This is a genomic window from Microtetraspora fusca, assembly GCF_001570365.1.
Lineage (GTDB): Bacteria > Actinomycetota > Actinomycetes > Streptosporangiales > Streptosporangiaceae > Microtetraspora > Microtetraspora fusca.
This window is the reverse complement of sequence record NZ_BBYK01000045.1, coordinates 132576-148119: the sequence shown is the minus strand read 5'-3', so window position 1 is coordinate 148119 and position 15544 is coordinate 132576. Positions and strand designations below refer to the sequence as shown.

Here is a 15544-nt window from a genome sequence, read left to right as displayed (position 1 = left end):
GGCCGCGTACCGTCAGGAGATCCGCGCGCTTCGGCTTGGCCACGGGCCTGACATAACGGGGCGTACTATCTCAAAGAACGGACACGTCTGAAGCGGCAAAACCGGCCAAACGTGGAGTTAATCTCTAGAGAACCGCCGGTGCTCGTCGCGCGGGGTTCCGGAGTTTCGGACCTACCGAAGTCCGACTTTTCGGTTACTTATTCCCGTACGGTATTTGCCGTCTTCATTTACCTTCCCAACGAATCAGTGTCAGTCTAATATCTTGGGCTGTGTCTCGGTATGCATCAGATTTCCCAGACAGGCAGCCACGCCGCAATGATGTGCATGCCGAGGAAGAGTGGGAGGCCATCGGTCCCCCAATGGAGTGGGAACCCGAGACTCTTTCAGATTCCCGTTGGCGAAAGATCGTCCCGATCGGCGTGGCCGTGGCGACCCTCGCCGGGCTCGGCGTCGCCGTCCTCGTGACCCGCGAGGGAAGCACGCCGCAGTCGTCCCCTCCCCAGCGCGCCGCGGCGGGCTGGGACAGCGCGGGATCCTCCGCGCCGCCGACCCCCTCCCCCTCCGGCTCCAAGCGTTCGACGGCCAAGGCCGCCGCGAAGTCCACGTCTCAGCAGCTCACCGTCAAGAAAGCGGGTGAGATCTTCGACCGCTACCAGCACGGGATGTCGTCCGCCCAGGCCGGCATGGACGAGGGCGCGATCGGGAAGCTGGAGCAGGGCCTCGCGATGGAGATGACCAAGGCCAGCATCTCGACCGCGCGGATGGAGGGCACGAAGATCGCCTCGGGCATGTGGCCGAACACGCGGGTGTGGGTGCCCCGCCACCTCGACGGCCTGGCCGACTGGTTCGTCGCGGTGTCGTACGAGCCGGAGGTGGCCCGCATCAGCGACGTGATGACCAAGACCGGCAGCGGGTGGCGGCTCGTCGCCTCCGCCGCCGACGCCCGGGTCAACGCGGCGGAGCTGCCCGCCATCGCCACCGACTCCGCGGGCTACGCCGTCAGCCTGCCGGAGAACGCGAGCGGCCTGGTCGGAACGCCGCGCCAGATCGTCCGCGCACACCTGGCCAGCCTCGAGAAGGCCCAGCCCGACCAGCGCTTCGCCCAAGGCCGCTGGACGAGTGAGGCCGCGCTGTTCTGGCAGCGGGAGCGCGCGCAGCTCGTGCAGGCCGGCTGGGGGCTCACCCTGTCCTACGAACCGGAAGGCGCCATCCACACGCTGCAGACCACCGACGGCGGCGCGCTCATCTGGTACGCGGCCCGTTCGGCCGAGACCCGGACCGCCCGGCGCCTGGGCGCGAAGGTCTCCCTGAAGGGTTCGGCCGCCGTGCGCACCTCGCACAAGGCCTTCGGCCGGTGGGTGAGCGCGACGTACGGACGGATGTATGTCACCTACGTGCCGCCCGCCGGTTCGGCCGACCCCGTCCGGGTGCTCGGCGAGTGGAGCGAAGTGTTGGAGACCGACGGCGCCTGACGTCACCACCAGCAAAGGAAGAGGTGGATCCATGTCGACACCCTCACGCGCGACGGTGATCACCGCGAGCGTCGCGATCGGCGTGTTCGGGGCCGGTACCGCTGTGGGCACCGTCCTCGCCACGAACTCCCACCCCACGGACCTGAGCGCGGCCCGGCTGACCGCGGGCACCTACCGGCTGGACGACGGGGCGGACGCCTGGACCACCCTGGCGTCCGCCGGCGCCGGGCAGGCCACCTCGCTCACCGGAACCGATGGGGGCAGCACGATCACGACCGGCTCCGGAAAGCAACGGATCTGCCTCGGCACGACGACGGACGGCCACGCCGTTGACGCGGCCGCGCAGGGCTGCGCCTCGCTGCCGGTGCTCGCGGCGAGCCAGTTCGCCGCGCTGCGCCGACCGGCGAATCCCAACACCACGGGGACGCCGGAGCCGACAAGCGCTCCCAAGAGCGAACCGAAGAGCACGCCGAAGGACACGAAGAGCACTCCCAAGGCCAACACGGGCGACGCCGGAGCGGCTCCCCGGCCCACCGCCAAGGCGGCAGGGAAGCCACCCGTAGTGACCGCCCCGGCCACCAGGGCGCCGGTGCCGACCAAGGCTCCGGCGGCCACCGTCCCCCCGGCGACCACCAAGACGATCGGCGCGACGGCGAGCCCGGCCCCGGCACAAAGTTTCACCACCGTGACGGCGACACCGGTCGCGACGACGTCGGCCGCGCCCGCCGTGACGCCCTCGCCCGTCCAGGCCAAGGCGGCCGCCACCTCGCCGTCGACCGTCCCCTCTCCGGCCGCCGGGCAGTGGGGAAAGGTCATCGGCACCACCCAGGACGGCGCCAAACTGGTGGAGCGGAGTGACGGCAGCCGGGCGATCTTCGGGCCGGACAACAAGCTGATCCGGGTCATGCCGGGCCCGTGGGCCACCGGCGTCAAGGTGCTGCAGGACGGCAACTGGCTCATGCTCCGGCCGAACGGCGATCGCATGATCGTGAGCCCGGCCGGATTGGAGCTCGCGCCCCAGCAGAACACGGCCCCGCCGACCCCGCCCACCGCCGGTGCCGGCGGTACGGGAACGGGAACCGGGACGGGTACGGCAGGCGGGACGGCCACCGGCGGCACCGGGGCGGGCGGCACCACGACCACGGGCGGCACGGGCACCACCGGCACGAGCGGCACCGGTGGTACGGGTGGCGCGGGCACCGGTGACGCGACCGGCGGCACGGGAACCGGAGCCGCGGGCGGCGCGGCCGGCGGCTCCGACATCACCACCGGCACGCGCACCGGAAGCGCGGGTGACCGCACCGGGCACAGAACCCGCCACGGGAGCGGGCACGGGGACGGAGAGCACAGGCGGCACCGCTCCCAGCAGGGCGGATCCGAAGACCGGTCCGTCACGGGCAGCGGGACGGAGGGCGTCTCCGGCACCGACGGCCGACCCGACGGCGGTGCGGCGGACGGAACGGGCACCGGGACCGACGCGAGCGCCGGAGTCGGCACGGGTACCGGACTCGGCACGGGCACCGGTTCCGGGGGCGCCGCCGACGGTGGCAGCGCGTACGCGCCCGGCATGGAGGACGCCCTCCCCGTCCTCCAGGACCCGGAGTTGCTGCAGCGTGCGTCCCAGGCCCTGGGCCTGGACGACGGCATGAGCTACACGGACGAGAACGGCGTCTGGGATCTCAACATCGCGCCCCCGGGCACCCCGCCCTGCCGCGACTACTCCAGGAGCGAGCTGTCCCGGCGCGGCATCCCCCGCGACTCGTGCGCGCTTCCGGCGTTCGTCCGCTGGCTGTACGCCGACCCGGCTCCGGGTGAGGTGAGCAACTGGACCAAGTTCACCGGCCTGCCGGAACGGAACCTGGAACTCGTGGTCACGAACCCCTCGGCCCAGCCCGCACCCGCCGGGGAGCCGGGCCGGGTCGAGCCGGACACCTCCGGGTACACCGGCTGATGACCATGCCCCGATGGGTCGACGACCACGGCGCGCACCTTCTGGACTACGCCGCGGGCCTCGTCGGACCGGCCAGGGCGCCGGACGTGGTCGCCGCCGTCCTGGCTACGTGCCGCGCGCAGGGGGAGCCGCCCGCCGGCGTCTCCCCCGCCGCCTGGCTGCTCGGGTCGGTACGGCAGCGCTGCCACGCCGACCCCGGGCATCGGACGGGATACGCGCCGGAACCGGCGCTGGGACCGGGGGTTCCCGACCCCCGGTCCGTCGGGCGCGCCTGGACGCTCGCCGATCCGCTGGGCACCGAGGCGCTCCGGCTGATGTACCGGCACGAGCTGGCGCTCCCGGACGTCGCCCACGTGCTGGATCTGTCCGTGGAGGACGCCGGGCGGCTCACCACGCGCACCCAGGACCTGGTCGAGATCATGGTGAGCGCGATGGACGCGCTCGCCCACGGCCGCCCGGCCTGCCGCGAGCTCGCGCCGCTGCTGGACGCGCTTTTCCCCGATCCGCCCGCCGCGCCGACGCCGGAGGAGTTCGCCGACGGGCGCATGGCGCTGACCGCGCACATCGTCGGCTGCGCGGTGTGCAAGCGGCCGATCAACATCCGCTACACCGTCCCGCAGATGACCTCGCATCCGCCGCTCCAGCGTCTTACGGACGAGTCGAGGAGGCTCCTGGAGGGGGCCGTCGCCTCTCCCCCTCCCGACTCCGCTCCCCCTTGGGGCTTTTCTAGCCATAAGTCGGCTTTCGCTGTTGACTCCTGGGCCTCGTCCGGGCTGGAGCGGTTCGGCTCCGGCTACGGCTCGGGCTCAGGAGAGCCCGGCGGGCGCGCGGACCAGGTTCCCCGGCCGCGCCGTCCCTCCGTCTTTCCGGGAGCGGGGGCGAGCGACACGTCCTCGCCGCCCTACGCGCCTCCATCCGGTGACGATGCTCCCTGGTCGCTGCACGCGGCTCCGGGCGATCTCGGCGCTCCCCTGCCTCCGGTCGTGCTCCCCTCCACGAGCGGCCCCGGCCCGGATGCCCGTACGTCACCGACCGACACAGGTTCCGCGCGGGCAGGCGAGCCCTCGACGGATCACCCGAGGACCGCGCCGTCGGCCGGCAGCGGGGCCGAGGAGGGATCGGGTACGGGCGGGAACGCGTCGGACTCCTCCGCCGCCGACTCGGCCGGTATGGCCGCGGGTGGGCGGCACGAGAAGACGACGGCCCGCCCGGCGGACGCGTCCGTTCCCGACAAGGATGCGACAGCACCCACCGGGGACGCAGCCGCCGGCGCGGACACCGCCACGGCCGGCCGCCCCGCCGACGTTCCGGACGGCTCGGCCACCGATGTCATCGTCTGGGTGATCGACGACGTGGCCGACGGTCGCGACACCCAGGGAGCGGTCCCAGCGCCCACTTTGGAACGAGACGACCACCAGGCCGCCGAGGACCAACCGCACGGCGACGACACCGCGGAACCACGTGACCGGGCTCCCGACCGCGGCGCCCCGCAGGCAGGCCGCCGTACCGCTCCGAGCCGCCCCCGCCATCCCTATCGGGACACGGCCGAGCCCCCCGCCGACAAACCCGGCCATCCCACGGACAGCGCGACGGGCACAGCCAAGGGCGACACGAGAGACGCGGAGCCGGACGAAAACCGGCCCGGCGAGCCCGGCCCCGCCGGTACGGACGGGGCGGACGAGTCCGGCCGTCCTGATGGAGACATCGACGCGGATGGATCCGATCGCTCCGGCGACGGCTCCGGGGAGTCCCGGAGGGGATCGGCGGGATCGGCGGGATCGGCGGGATCGCCGGCCGTACCGAAGCCGCCGGGACGGCGCTCGCCCCTGACGCTGCCGTCCACGTCGGAGCCCGCCGCGGCGGAGACGACCGGAGCCGGGTACGACACGCCCCTTTACCACGCGTTGCGGACGCAGGCGTGGGCGCGCGAGGTCCTGGCGCGAGCGGCGGAGACGACGGCCGCGACCCAGCCGATCCCCGTCACCCCGGCGGCGCCCCCGGCCACGCCCGTCACGCCCAGGACCGGTCCGACGGCGACGCCACCGGAGCCCGCGCCGCCCTCCACACCGTCGCCTGCGCCATCGCCCGCGACGGCGCCGGCGGCCGGGTCGTCCGCGCTGCCCCTGTCCGCGCCGCTGCCCTCCCCCCTGCCGGCCGAACTCACCGGTCCGTTGCCGGCCGTACTGACCGAACCGGCGGACGAGCGGCCCGGCCGGACGAGGGACCGGCGGCCGGGCGGCGCGCGGCACCGGCCGCTCTCGGACGAGCCGACCCGGCCGGTTCCGGTGCTGTCCAGGGAACGGCCGATCGCCAGGAACACGTCGCTGAAGATCGCGGTCATCGTCCTCGCCGGGGCCGCGGGCACCGTGACGGGGATCAAGATCCTCGGCCCGGCGCTCGACGGCGAGGCGCCCGCGCGCTCCCTCCAGTCCGTCGCGGTCGAGACGGCGCGGAGCGATCCGGGCACCCAGGGGATCTTCGACGACCCCGGAGCCGCGGACGACCAGAGCCTGGGCAACGGGCCGCTGCGGATACCGGCGACCGTGACGCTCGACGAGTTCGGCCGGGGAACGATGACCCTCACCGTCTCGGAGGGCGCCGAAGGCTCGATCAACTGGCGGATCTCCGCCCCCGGGCTGGTGGTGACGCCCTCCAAGGGCACCCTGAAGCGCGGCGGAAGCGGCGTCGTCAGCGTGCGCGCGCTGCGGGTCCGTTACTGGTGCGGCGATCCGGAGGCGGTGACCGCGCCGCTCACCGTCCACGGGCCGTCCGAGTCGATCACCACGACGGTGCGCTGGCGCACCTGCTGACTGCTCACGTTCGAAAGGACCGTGCCTTGACAGAGATCCACACCTCGGCCGACGCAGACGCTCCGGCCGAGCACGTTCCCGATACGGTCCCGCTCACCGCGGAACACCTGCTCACCAACCGGCGTCCCGAGCCCTCCGGCGGGTGGCGGTGGGTCGTGTGGCGCCTCTCCGGCCGCAGGTATATCCCGTCGGAGTCCTCGGCGGAGCGTGAGCGGCGCACACTGATCGCGCAGGCGCAGACGCCCGTGGCGAGCGGCCACCACCGCATCGCCGTCATGAGCCTCAAGGGCGGCGTCGGCAAGACCACGACGACGGCCGCGCTCGGCAACACGCTGGCCTCGCTGCGCGGGGACCGGGTGATCGCCATCGACGCGAACCCGGACCGAGGGACGCTCGGCCTCAAGGTCAAGTCCGAGACGGCCGCGACCATCCGGACGCTGCTCGCCGAGGCTGACCACATCATGCGGTACGCGGACGCGCGGGCGTTCACGTCGCAGTCCCCGGCCCGGCTCGAGGTGCTGGCCTCCGACACCGACCCGGCCGTGAGCGAGGCGTTCAACGCGGACGACTACCGGAAGGTGGCCGGGCTGATCGAGCGCTACTACTCGATCTGCATCACCGACTGCGGGACGGGGCTGCTGCACGGGGCGATGCGCGCCACCCTCGAACTGGCCGACCAGATCGTGCTGGTCAGCCTGCCCGCGGTGGACGGGGCGAACTCCGCCGCAGCGACCCTCGACTGGCTCACCGCCCACGGGTACGCGGACCTGGTCAAGAGCGCGATCGTCGTGCTCAACTCGGTGGAGAGCAAGTCCGACGTCGACCTCGACCTGCTCGAGCGCCACTTCCGGGCGCGCTGCCGGACCGTGATCCGCGTGCCGTACGACCCGCATCTCAAGGAGGGCGCCGAGGTCGACCTGCTGCGGCTGCGGCCCACCACGCGCGGCGCCTACCTGCGGCTCGCGGCCGCCGTGGGGCACTCCTTCGGCCTGCGGCCGGATCGGACGGGACGCTAGTGCCGCCGGTCGTCGAGGATCCCGCCCTCGACTGGGACCTCCGGCCGCCGCGCCGGATCCGCACCGCCCTGATCGTCGTCGTGGCGGTCGTCGTCGTGGTGGTGACCGTCCTGATCGTCGGGATGTGGCGGGTCATGGGGGCCGCGTCCGCCCCCACGCCGAGCCCGGCGCCGACGTCGGTCGCGCTGGCGCCGCCCATGGCGTACGAGGGGGACGGGGGCTATCCCATCGGGTTCCCCCACACGGAGCTGGGCGCGGTCTCCGCGGCGGCGGCGGCTCTGGAGGCAGCCTGGACGCTGGACGGCACGCAGGCCGAGCAGGCCGCGATGTTGTACGCGCCTCCGGAGCAGCGCAAGGCCGCGAGCGACGGTGCCCGGGCCGCCGTCAGCGGATGGCGCGAGACGCTCGGCCTGCCCAAGGACGGCAAGCTGCCCGAGGGCGCCTCACTCCGCACGCAGACGATCGGGGTGCAGTGGCGGCCGCGCGCCCAGGACCAGATCGAGGTGTCCGTGCTGGTCCAGGTCACGGCCACGACCGGCGGCGACAACGGCCAGACGTACTCCAGTCCGTACGCGATGACCCTGCTCATGGTCTGGTATCCCGGCGTGCGCGGCGAGAACCAGGGCGACTGGGTCAACATCCCCGATCCCACGCCTCCAACCGTGCCGCAGGCGGCCCTCCCGGGTACCCCCGAATTCGCCGCCGCCGGCTGGAAATCCCTTAAAACCGCCTAGAACGAGGAATCCCCCCATGTCCCCTCGTACCTCCCCCCGGCGTGCCGGTTTGCTCTCGAATCTCCTCCTGGTCGGCGTGTCCGCGACGACGGGCGCGATCGTCGCGCAGCCCTTCGCGGCGGGCGCCGATCCCGCCGTGGACGTCTCCGTGCCCGTCGATGCGCCCCCCGACTCCTCCACCGGTTCCTCCAGCGGCTCTTCCAGCGGTTCTTCGGCCGCCGACCCGGGCGCGTCGGACTCGTCGCGTACGCACTCCGACGCGCGGGGCTCCTCCTCCGGCGGCTCGGCCGACACCGGGTCGAGCGGGTCCGGCGCCGCCGACGCTTCGGCGGCTTCCGCCTCGGGTGGTTCTGGCGGTTCGGACGCCCGTACGTCCGGCGCGGTCGAGCCGGGAGACGCCGCCTCGACCTCGACAGACCCCGCCTCGACGGCCGACGGCTCCGTGCGGCGCACCCGTGCGTCCGGCTCCGACCCCGCGACCGGCGCCTCGGCCGCCGACACCGGCTCCTCCGACGCCGCCCGGTCGGACGCGAGCGTCGCCGCCTCGTCCGACACGAGCTCGGCGACCTCCGGCACGACTTCAGGATCGTCCGGCGCTGGATCCGGATCGTCCGGCACCACATCGGGGACGTCCGGCAGGGCGCGAACCTCGGGCGACGCCAGGACCACATCCACGTCGGGCACGGACTCGACGAGGAGCGCGAGCACGTCCAGAGACTCGGGCTCCACGAGGAGCGGCACCTCCTCGACGGGGAGCTCCGGCGGGGCGGGGACGGGACGCACCTCCCGTTCGTTGATGAGCGCCGACCCGGACACCAGCACCACGGTGGCCCAATCCACACCGAAGGCGTCGGACGGCTCCGCCCGTGAGACGGACCCGGCGACCCCGGCGACCACGCCCACCGTCGAGCCCACCTCCGCTCCCTCGGTCACGCCGACCGGAGGAGACGACGGGAAGCCCGATCCGGGCGCGACGTCGACCCCGGCCGTGACCCCCACGACGGGCACGACCCCCGCTCCCGGCAACACGCCCACGGCGACGCCCTCCCCCGAGCCGAGCGGATCTCCCGGCTCCTCGCCGAAGCCGAGTCCGAGCCCGAGTCCGTCGAAGAGCACCTTCCCGAGCCCGACGCCCTCGCCGAGCGCCGGCAAGCCGGACGGCTCAGGCGGCAAGCCGGACGGTTCAGGCGGCGAGCCGAGGCCGACGGTCACGGCCTCCGGCGCCCCTCGCCCCACGCTGCCCGTTCCACCCGCCAAGGCGAACCCGGCCAAGGAGGAGCCGGACCCGTCCACCGACCCCGCGGGCGATCTCGGTGGTGGGGCTGGAGGCACCACCGGGGGTGCCGTCACCCTTCCGGTCATCGAGACGCACGTGCCCGAGTCGCTCCCGCACGTGGTGCCGCTGCCGCCGCTGGCCGTCTCGTTCGCCGAGTCCTGCCGTTCCGTGACGGACGCGTCGTGCTGGAGCCTCGCCCCGTGGCGCGGCCGTACGAGCGGTCAGCCGACAGCGGGCCCGGTCGGGGGGACGCCGTCGGCGGCGCCGCGCTGGGCCTTCGCGCCGCCGCCCACCCGGATCGCCCCCGTCCGGGTCGCGCCGGTCTCATGGGTGCCGACGCCGTCCAGGTCGGGGTGCTGGATCTTCAGCCCGTCCGCCGGCTGCGCCCGGCCCCAGCGGTAGCGGCAACGGAGTCACACAGAGGAGCCGTGCGGCCACACGCTCCCCAACAAGAGTCCCCGGTCCCGCCGATCCCATGTCCAGGGCGTCGGCGGGACCGCCGCACGTGGGCCCAGGACCGCATCACGCTCCGGAACCCGCGCGCCCCTGACCGGCTCTCCAGGGCGGCGCGCACGAGGCCGCACCATGTTCCTCGGCCCGTGACTGAGGTTGTGCCGGTGGCCCATCCGGATCTCCGGGTTGCCCGTTTTTCCTCCATGGTTCGCATATCTCAGAGCTGATGCGATCCGAGGGTGCGCGTGACTCGATCGCGATGCTCGTTCGCCTCACTGAGTCGCCACACTGCGAAGACGACTCGTGTCATTACTCTCCGCAATGGTTTATGTGCTGTAAGTAATTGACCGAGGCGGCACAGACATGCCGGCTCATCGGCAACCGAAGATCGGAGTCTTCATGCGACTAGCCGTACCCACGACCGTCCGACGCTCCAGGGCTGCCACCCTCGCAGCGCTGACCGCTTTCGCGCTGACGGCCGCCGGTGGCACCTCCCTGGCCGCGACCTCGACCGGTCACCCCGCCGCACACGGGCGGTGGGCCACCGGCTTCTGCCTGGACAGCGGCGGGGACGGCTCCCAGATCAAGGTGCCCGCCTACCTCTGGCGCGACTGCACCAACCCCTCGCCGAACCTGAAGTGGGTCATCGAGAACGGCCAGATCAAGAACGTCGCCACGGGCTACTGCCTGGACAGCGGCGGGGACAGCTCCCAGATCAAGGTGCCCGCCTACCTCTGGCGCGACTGCACCAACCCCTCGCCGAACCTGAAGTGGGTCGTCCAGAACGGCCAGATCAAGAACGTCGCCACGGGCTACTGCCTGGACAGCGGCGGGGACAACTCCCAGATCAAGGTGCCCGCCTACCTCTGGCGCGACTGCACCAACCCCTCGCCGAACCTGAAGTGGGTCGTCCAGAACGGCCAGATCAAGAACATGGGCTGACACGCCTCGTTGGCCCGGATCGCGGCAAATGGCCGATCCGGGCCAACAGTAGGAGCACGACGGCACGCCCCTCGGCCGGCCGTGGCGGCCCCGCGGGGATGCACCGCCCTACCGGACGTTCTTTCCGGGAGTGGGTCAGACCTTCCGCCAGCCGGGGACCCAGGCGCCGTCCTCGACGACGTAGTCGCCGAAGAGGGCGGGGGCCTCCTCCTTCATGATCTCGCCGATGCGGCCGAAGACGAGGCGGATCTCCTCCTCGGCCCCGGCGGCCGTACGCGCCTCGATGGTGTGGCGGAGAGTGCGGACGTTGGCGGTCCAGACGAGGCCGGTGGCGACGCCCTCGGGCGCGAACCGGCGCATGAACGAGGTGCGGTGCTTCTTCTCGTGGAAGGGCACCCCCTCGTCGTCCAGGTGGAAGTGCTCGGCCATCCACGTCTGGAACTCCTCGAGCTGGTCGAGCAGGGCCGTTGCGCGCTTCATCAGCTCGCGGTCCTCCTTGGCCCACTCCGGGAACCAGAACGGGATCTCCGACAGCCGGACGTAGCGGAGGGACTCCTGCGAGATGGCGACGCCGGGGCGGTGCCGTATCAGCTCGTGGGTGAACACCCGGCTGACGTTGTGCAGCACGAAGCTGAAGCTGATGTGCTCGAGGACCGAGCCGTGCGCGCTGGCGAGGATGTTGCGCAGGTAGGCGTCCTGGTCCTTCCTGATCCGGGTGACGTTGGCGTTGAGGCCCGGTTCGAAGGACCGGTAGCACAGGCGTCCGGCGAACTCGGCGAGGTTCTGCGCGTCGAACTCGCCCCGCTCCAGCCGCTCCAACCAGGTCTCGCCTCCGATCTCCCGCAGGTAGCGGGCGAGCTCGTCGTAGTCCAGCTCGGGCCTGGCGACGAGGAAGACCTCCGGTTCGACGCTGCGCATGGTTGATCCTCATGTATCAGCGGATGTGACGGTCCAAGGAAATCAGCCTTCTGACCTGGGACGAAACCGGGGGACCCCCGATCGGAGGCCGGAGCTGTGGCAGTTCGGGGCCGGTGGGCATGATGCGTCGCATGGAAGTGCTGAGCAGCCGGGTGCTGATCCGCCCGCGGGACCTCGAGGCGAGCCATCGCTTCTACGGCGAGGTGCTGGGGCTGGCCGTCTATCGCGAGTTCGGCCCTCCAAGCGGTCGGGGCATCGTCTTCTTCCTCGGGCAGGGCCTCCTCGAGGTGTCCGGCCGTCCCGAGGCCACCGCCGAGGCGGACCGGGCCCGCGTGGAGCTCTGGCTCCAGGTGCGGGACGTGCGCGCGGAGCACGTCCGGCTGCGGGAGGCGGGCGTCACCGTGCTGCGGCCGCCGCGTACGGAGCCGTGGGGGCTCGTCGAGATGTGGATCGAGGACCCGGACGGCGTGCGGATCGTCCTGGTCGAGGTTCCTCCTGATCATCCGCTGCGGCGGGACGTCAGGTGACCGGCTCACCGGTCGAGCAGGCTCCGCGCCGCCTCCACGGACGGCGGAAGGAGGCGCCGCCGTGCCAGCGCCACCGGGAGCCTGCCGACGGCGTCCCGCACACCGCGCCGACCTGCCGGACCGTCGCGCAGGGCGGCCAGCGCCCCGGTGACGACCACCCGCCAGGGGCGGCGCAGCACGGCGGTGAGCAACGCGTTCCGTACGGCGAGCGCCTGCCGGCCGCGCGGATCCCTGGACGGGGACGGGTGATGGTGGGCGACGACGTCCTCGACGTAGGCGAGGCCCCACCCGGCGGCGGCCAGATCGACCGCCAGGCGCTCCTCTTCCCCGAAGAAGAAGACGACGTCGTCGAAGCCTCCGGCGGCGAGATAGGCGTCGCGGCGCACGACCGCGCCGCAGGCCAGGAAGCCGAGCACGCTGGGCCCGGGAAGGTCGGGCTCCGCGCCGAGGCGCGAGGCGGCCATTTCCCCACATATGGGGTCGAGCCGCCCGTCCTCCCCGATCAGGACGCGCCCGGCCAGTACGGCGAGGCGCGGATGGGCGTCCATGATCTCGGCCGCCCGGTCGAGCGCGCCGGGAGCCCACCAGGAGTCGTCGTCGGCGAAGGCCACGTAGGGGGTGCGCGCCCGCAGCACGCCGACGTTCCTGGCCGGGGCGCCCCTGTTCCGCCCCAGCTCGACCACCTCGACCCGCGGGAACCGCTCCCGTACGAACCGGGGGGAGCCGTCCGTCGAGCCGTTGTCCACGAGGATCACGTGCGCCTCGTGACGGGGCAGCGAGCGGGCGAGGTCGGCGCGGCGGTCGCGGGTGGCGACCACCACGGTGACGCGCGCGGACGGTGGCGCGGGCACCCGGCGCTCAGCCCGTCCAGGACAGGAGCGGCTCGATGTGCTCCGGCTGGCGGAGCGACCGCAAGGCCTGCCGTTCGAGCTGACGGATCCGCTCGCGGGTGAGCCCGAGCCGGTCGCCGATCTCCTGGTAGGTGTGCGTCTTCCCGTCGCCGAGGCCGTACCGGAGGGTGAGGATGTACGCCTCGCGGTCCGGCAGCGTGTCGACGAGGGAGCGGAGCTGCTCGGCCAGCACCCGGCACTCCAGCACCTCCGAGACAGGGACCACCTCGGCGTCGGCGATCAGGTCGCCGATCCGGGTCTCGCCGTCCTCGCCCACCACCATGTCCAGGCTGACCGTGTCGTGGGCGAGGCGGCGCAGCTCGGCGAGCGCCTCGACGGTCTGCCCGGAGGCCGCGGCGATCTCCTCCTCGGTGGGCTCGTGGCCCAGATGGCCTTCGAGGTGGCGCTCGGCCCTGGTCACCTTGGAGAGCTGTTCGAGGACGTGCACCGGCAGCCGCACCGTCCGGCTCTTGTCGGCCAGGCCGCGCTCGATGGCCTGCCGGATCCACCACATGGCGTACGTCGAAAACTTGAAGCCCTTGGCGTAGTCGAACTTCTCGACCGCCCTGATCAGGCCCAGATTCCCCTCCTGGATCACGTCCAGGAGCGGCCAGCCGCGATGGCCGTACTTCTTGGCCGCGGCGACGACCAGCCGGAGATTGGCGCGCAGCATGTGGTCCTTGGCCGCCTCGCCGTCCTGGACGATCTCCCGCAGCTCCTCCAGCCGGGCCTGCTCGCCCTCGGAGGATCTCTGGGCGGGGACCCGCGCGCCCTCGTGCCCCTGATCCTCCGGGTCGCCGGCGCTTGTCTCATCAAGCAGATGCCGCGCGTACAGCCCCGCCTCGATGCGCCGGGCGAGGTCCACCTCCTCCTGGGCGCTGAGCAGCGGCGTTCTGCCGATCTGGCTCAGGTACTGGCCGAGCAGGTCCTGCTCGTCATAGGGCTCGTACGGCTCCGCGCGGCCGGTGCCCGCATGTCCGCGCATCCTGGTCACCTCTTCGCCACCGAGGCGTCCTTCCCAGGCGGCTCCCGGGTTGCTCCTCGTGGTCGCCTACCCATGGCCCTCCCGGCCATTCTCCTCCGGCGAGTTTCGCCCGGCACAGTCGGGTAGCGGACCGCAGGCAGACAGGACGGCCGCCTCCGGGCGGCGCCGAGGACGGAGAAGGAGGATCGCCATGGCCTTCATCGATCGGGAGTGCGTCCGGCATCTGATCGAGGCGCCGGACCCGGACGCGGCGCTGGTGTTCGTCCGCGGCGACTGCATGGTCCTCCCGCCCGGGGAGATCGACGACGCGCACCAGGCGCTGGTCATCATCCGCCGCAAGGACCTGACCGCGCAGCTCCACGGGGACACGATCACCGATCAGCAGCTCGACCTGCTGGCGGAGCGTCTCGACAACGTCGTCCACGACCTGGGGGCGTGATCGGCGGCCGCCGGACACCGGCGTGCAGTGAGTCGTCAAGGGAATTGAAAGCGGGCCGTTCCAGACTGCGGGCAACCGCAGCACGAAAGGACCCCTCCCATGAAGCTCACCCGCACTCTCGCCGGTCTGGCCCTGACCACCGCCTTCCTCGCCGCCGCGCCGCTCGCCGCCCAGGCCGCGTCCGGCACCTCGTGGGGTCCGTACGCCGCCCCGGGCGGCAAGGCCAAGGCGGTCGGCACCGTGCAGGCCGAGGATGAGGACCACGCCGACATCCCCACGGCCGCCCTCGTCCGGATCTCCGGCAAGGTGTACGACCTGACCAGGTCATCCGCGACCTGCGGCTGGGCGGTCTTCCGCATCACGTACCGCGACGCGCAGGGCGGCCTGCCCTTCGTCCACCGCAGCTTCCGCGACTGCACGTACGGCACGCCGCTGGCGTTCTCGTTCACCCGGCAGGACGTCTACCAGGTCGAGCTCAAGGTCTGCGCCGAGGGCAAGGCGAAGAAGCCGTCCCTCACCTGCCTCTACGCGGGGACCTGGAAGACGCTCTACCTGTCGAAGTGACCACGCACGGCGCGGTCGGATCGTCGCTGGGGTATATATCGCCGTTTATCCCATTTTGTGGCGGGTAAGCAGGGCTGGATCGGCACGGACGAGCATCCGGAGGCACGCGAATGTCCTCCCAGGTCACGGAATCGGGCGTCGTGCAGTGCGTGCACTGCGAGCGGAAGAACAGGGTGCCCAGCGCCGCCTCGGGGGTTCCGCGCTGCGGCCACTGCCACGAGCCCCTGCCCTGGGTCACCGACGCGGGGGACGACGACTTCACCGAGATCGCCGAAGCCGCGCAGATCCCCGTCGTGGTCGACTTCTGGGCCGAGTGGTGCGCGCCGTGCCGCATGGTGACCCCGGCGCTCGAGCGGCTCGCGGAGGAGTTCGCCGGACGGCTCAAGCTCGTGAAGGTGAACGTGGACCAGGCGTACAGGCTGTCCGAGCGCTTCGGCGTCCACGCCATCCCGACCCTCGTCGTGATGAAGCAGGGGCAGGTCGTCAGCCGGCAGAGGGGCGCGGCTCCGCCGCCGGAGCTGCGCGAATGGGTCGGCGACGCGCTGGCCCGATGATCTCGCCGCGCCG

The 15544-nt window shown here is 72.5% G+C and carries 14 protein-coding genes; 11 read left to right on the top strand and 3 right to left on the bottom strand.

Annotated features, from left to right (window positions below):
* Positions 1-419: 419 nt before the first annotated feature.
* The 7 genes from AWQ68_RS14630 to AWQ68_RS14600 all read left to right on the top strand — a co-directional run bounded on the left by AWQ68_RS14630 (position 420) and on the right by AWQ68_RS14600 (position 10654).
* Positions 420-1472 (top strand): DUF8094 domain-containing protein, encoded by a 1053-nt coding sequence (locus AWQ68_RS14630; protein WP_157545309.1) that lies wholly within the window; start codon positions 420-422, stop codon positions 1470-1472.
* 31 nt (positions 1473-1503) lie between these two features.
* Entirely contained in the window at positions 1504-3423 is a 1920-nt protein-coding gene (locus AWQ68_RS14625; RefSeq protein WP_066940637.1) for a hypothetical protein, read from the top strand.
* 5 nt (positions 3424-3428) lie between these two features.
* Positions 3429-6233 (top strand): hypothetical protein, encoded by a 2805-nt coding sequence (locus AWQ68_RS14620; RefSeq protein WP_157545307.1) that lies wholly within the window; start codon positions 3429-3431, stop codon positions 6231-6233.
* Positions 6234-6259: 26 nt separating this feature from the next.
* The gene (locus tag AWQ68_RS14615) at positions 6260-7249 is read left to right on the top strand and encodes a MinD/ParA family ATP-binding protein (RefSeq protein ID WP_084464019.1); all 990 of its coding nucleotides are present in this window, start codon (positions 6260-6262) and stop codon (positions 7247-7249) included.
* Positions 7249-7983: a hypothetical protein gene (locus AWQ68_RS14610; RefSeq protein WP_066940633.1), complete on the top strand. Its 735-nt coding sequence runs from the start codon at positions 7249-7251 to the stop codon at positions 7981-7983. The genes AWQ68_RS14615 and AWQ68_RS14610 overlap by 1 nt, the downstream gene beginning before the upstream one ends.
* A gap of 16 nt (positions 7984-7999) precedes the next feature.
* The gene (locus tag AWQ68_RS14605) at positions 8000-9661 is read left to right on the top strand and encodes a hypothetical protein (RefSeq protein ID WP_157545305.1); all 1662 of its coding nucleotides are present in this window, start codon (positions 8000-8002) and stop codon (positions 9659-9661) included.
* A gap of 450 nt (positions 9662-10111) precedes the next feature.
* The gene (locus AWQ68_RS14600; protein WP_169808919.1) at positions 10112-10654 is read left to right on the top strand and encodes an RICIN domain-containing protein; all 543 of its coding nucleotides are present in this window, start codon (positions 10112-10114) and stop codon (positions 10652-10654) included.
* A gap of 135 nt (positions 10655-10789) precedes the next feature.
* On the opposite strand, the gene thyX is transcribed toward AWQ68_RS14600, so the two are convergent.
* Positions 10790-11572 carry an FAD-dependent thymidylate synthase gene (thyX, locus tag AWQ68_RS14595; protein ID WP_066940628.1) on the bottom strand — a complete coding sequence of 261 codons (783 nt, stop codon included), beginning with the start codon at positions 11570-11572 and terminating at the stop codon, positions 10790-10792.
* A 131-nt stretch (positions 11573-11703) separates the two neighbouring features.
* Here thyX and AWQ68_RS14590 point away from each other — a divergent pair, with 131 nt between their 5' ends.
* Positions 11704-12099 carry a VOC family protein gene (locus AWQ68_RS14590; protein ID WP_066940626.1) on the top strand — a complete coding sequence of 132 codons (396 nt, stop codon included), beginning with the start codon at positions 11704-11706 and terminating at the stop codon, positions 12097-12099.
* 5 nt (positions 12100-12104) lie between these two features.
* On the opposite strand, the gene AWQ68_RS14585 is transcribed toward AWQ68_RS14590, so the two are convergent.
* On the bottom strand, positions 12105-12950 hold the full coding sequence (locus AWQ68_RS14585) for a glycosyltransferase family 2 protein (RefSeq protein ID WP_066940624.1): 846 nt from the start codon (positions 12948-12950) through the stop codon (positions 12105-12107).
* A gap of 7 nt (positions 12951-12957) precedes the next feature.
* The gene (locus AWQ68_RS14580; protein ID WP_066940897.1) at positions 12958-13974 is read right to left on the bottom strand and encodes a sigma-70 family RNA polymerase sigma factor; all 1017 of its coding nucleotides are present in this window, start codon (positions 13972-13974) and stop codon (positions 12958-12960) included.
* A gap of 190 nt (positions 13975-14164) precedes the next feature.
* On the opposite strand from AWQ68_RS14580, the gene AWQ68_RS14575 reads away from it, so the two are divergent.
* The 3 genes from AWQ68_RS14575 (at position 14165) to trxA (ending at position 15531) form a co-directional block, all read left to right on the top strand.
* Positions 14165-14413, top strand: coding sequence for a hypothetical protein (locus AWQ68_RS14575; RefSeq protein WP_066940622.1), 249 nt, complete (start codon positions 14165-14167; stop codon positions 14411-14413).
* 99 nt (positions 14414-14512) lie between these two features.
* Positions 14513-14977: a hypothetical protein gene (locus AWQ68_RS14570; protein ID WP_066940620.1), complete on the top strand. Its 465-nt coding sequence runs from the start codon at positions 14513-14515 to the stop codon at positions 14975-14977.
* Positions 14978-15087: 110 nt separating this feature from the next.
* Positions 15088-15531 (top strand): thioredoxin, encoded by a 444-nt coding sequence (trxA, locus tag AWQ68_RS14565; RefSeq protein WP_066940618.1) that lies wholly within the window; start codon positions 15088-15090, stop codon positions 15529-15531.
* Positions 15532-15544: the final 13 nt, after the last annotated feature.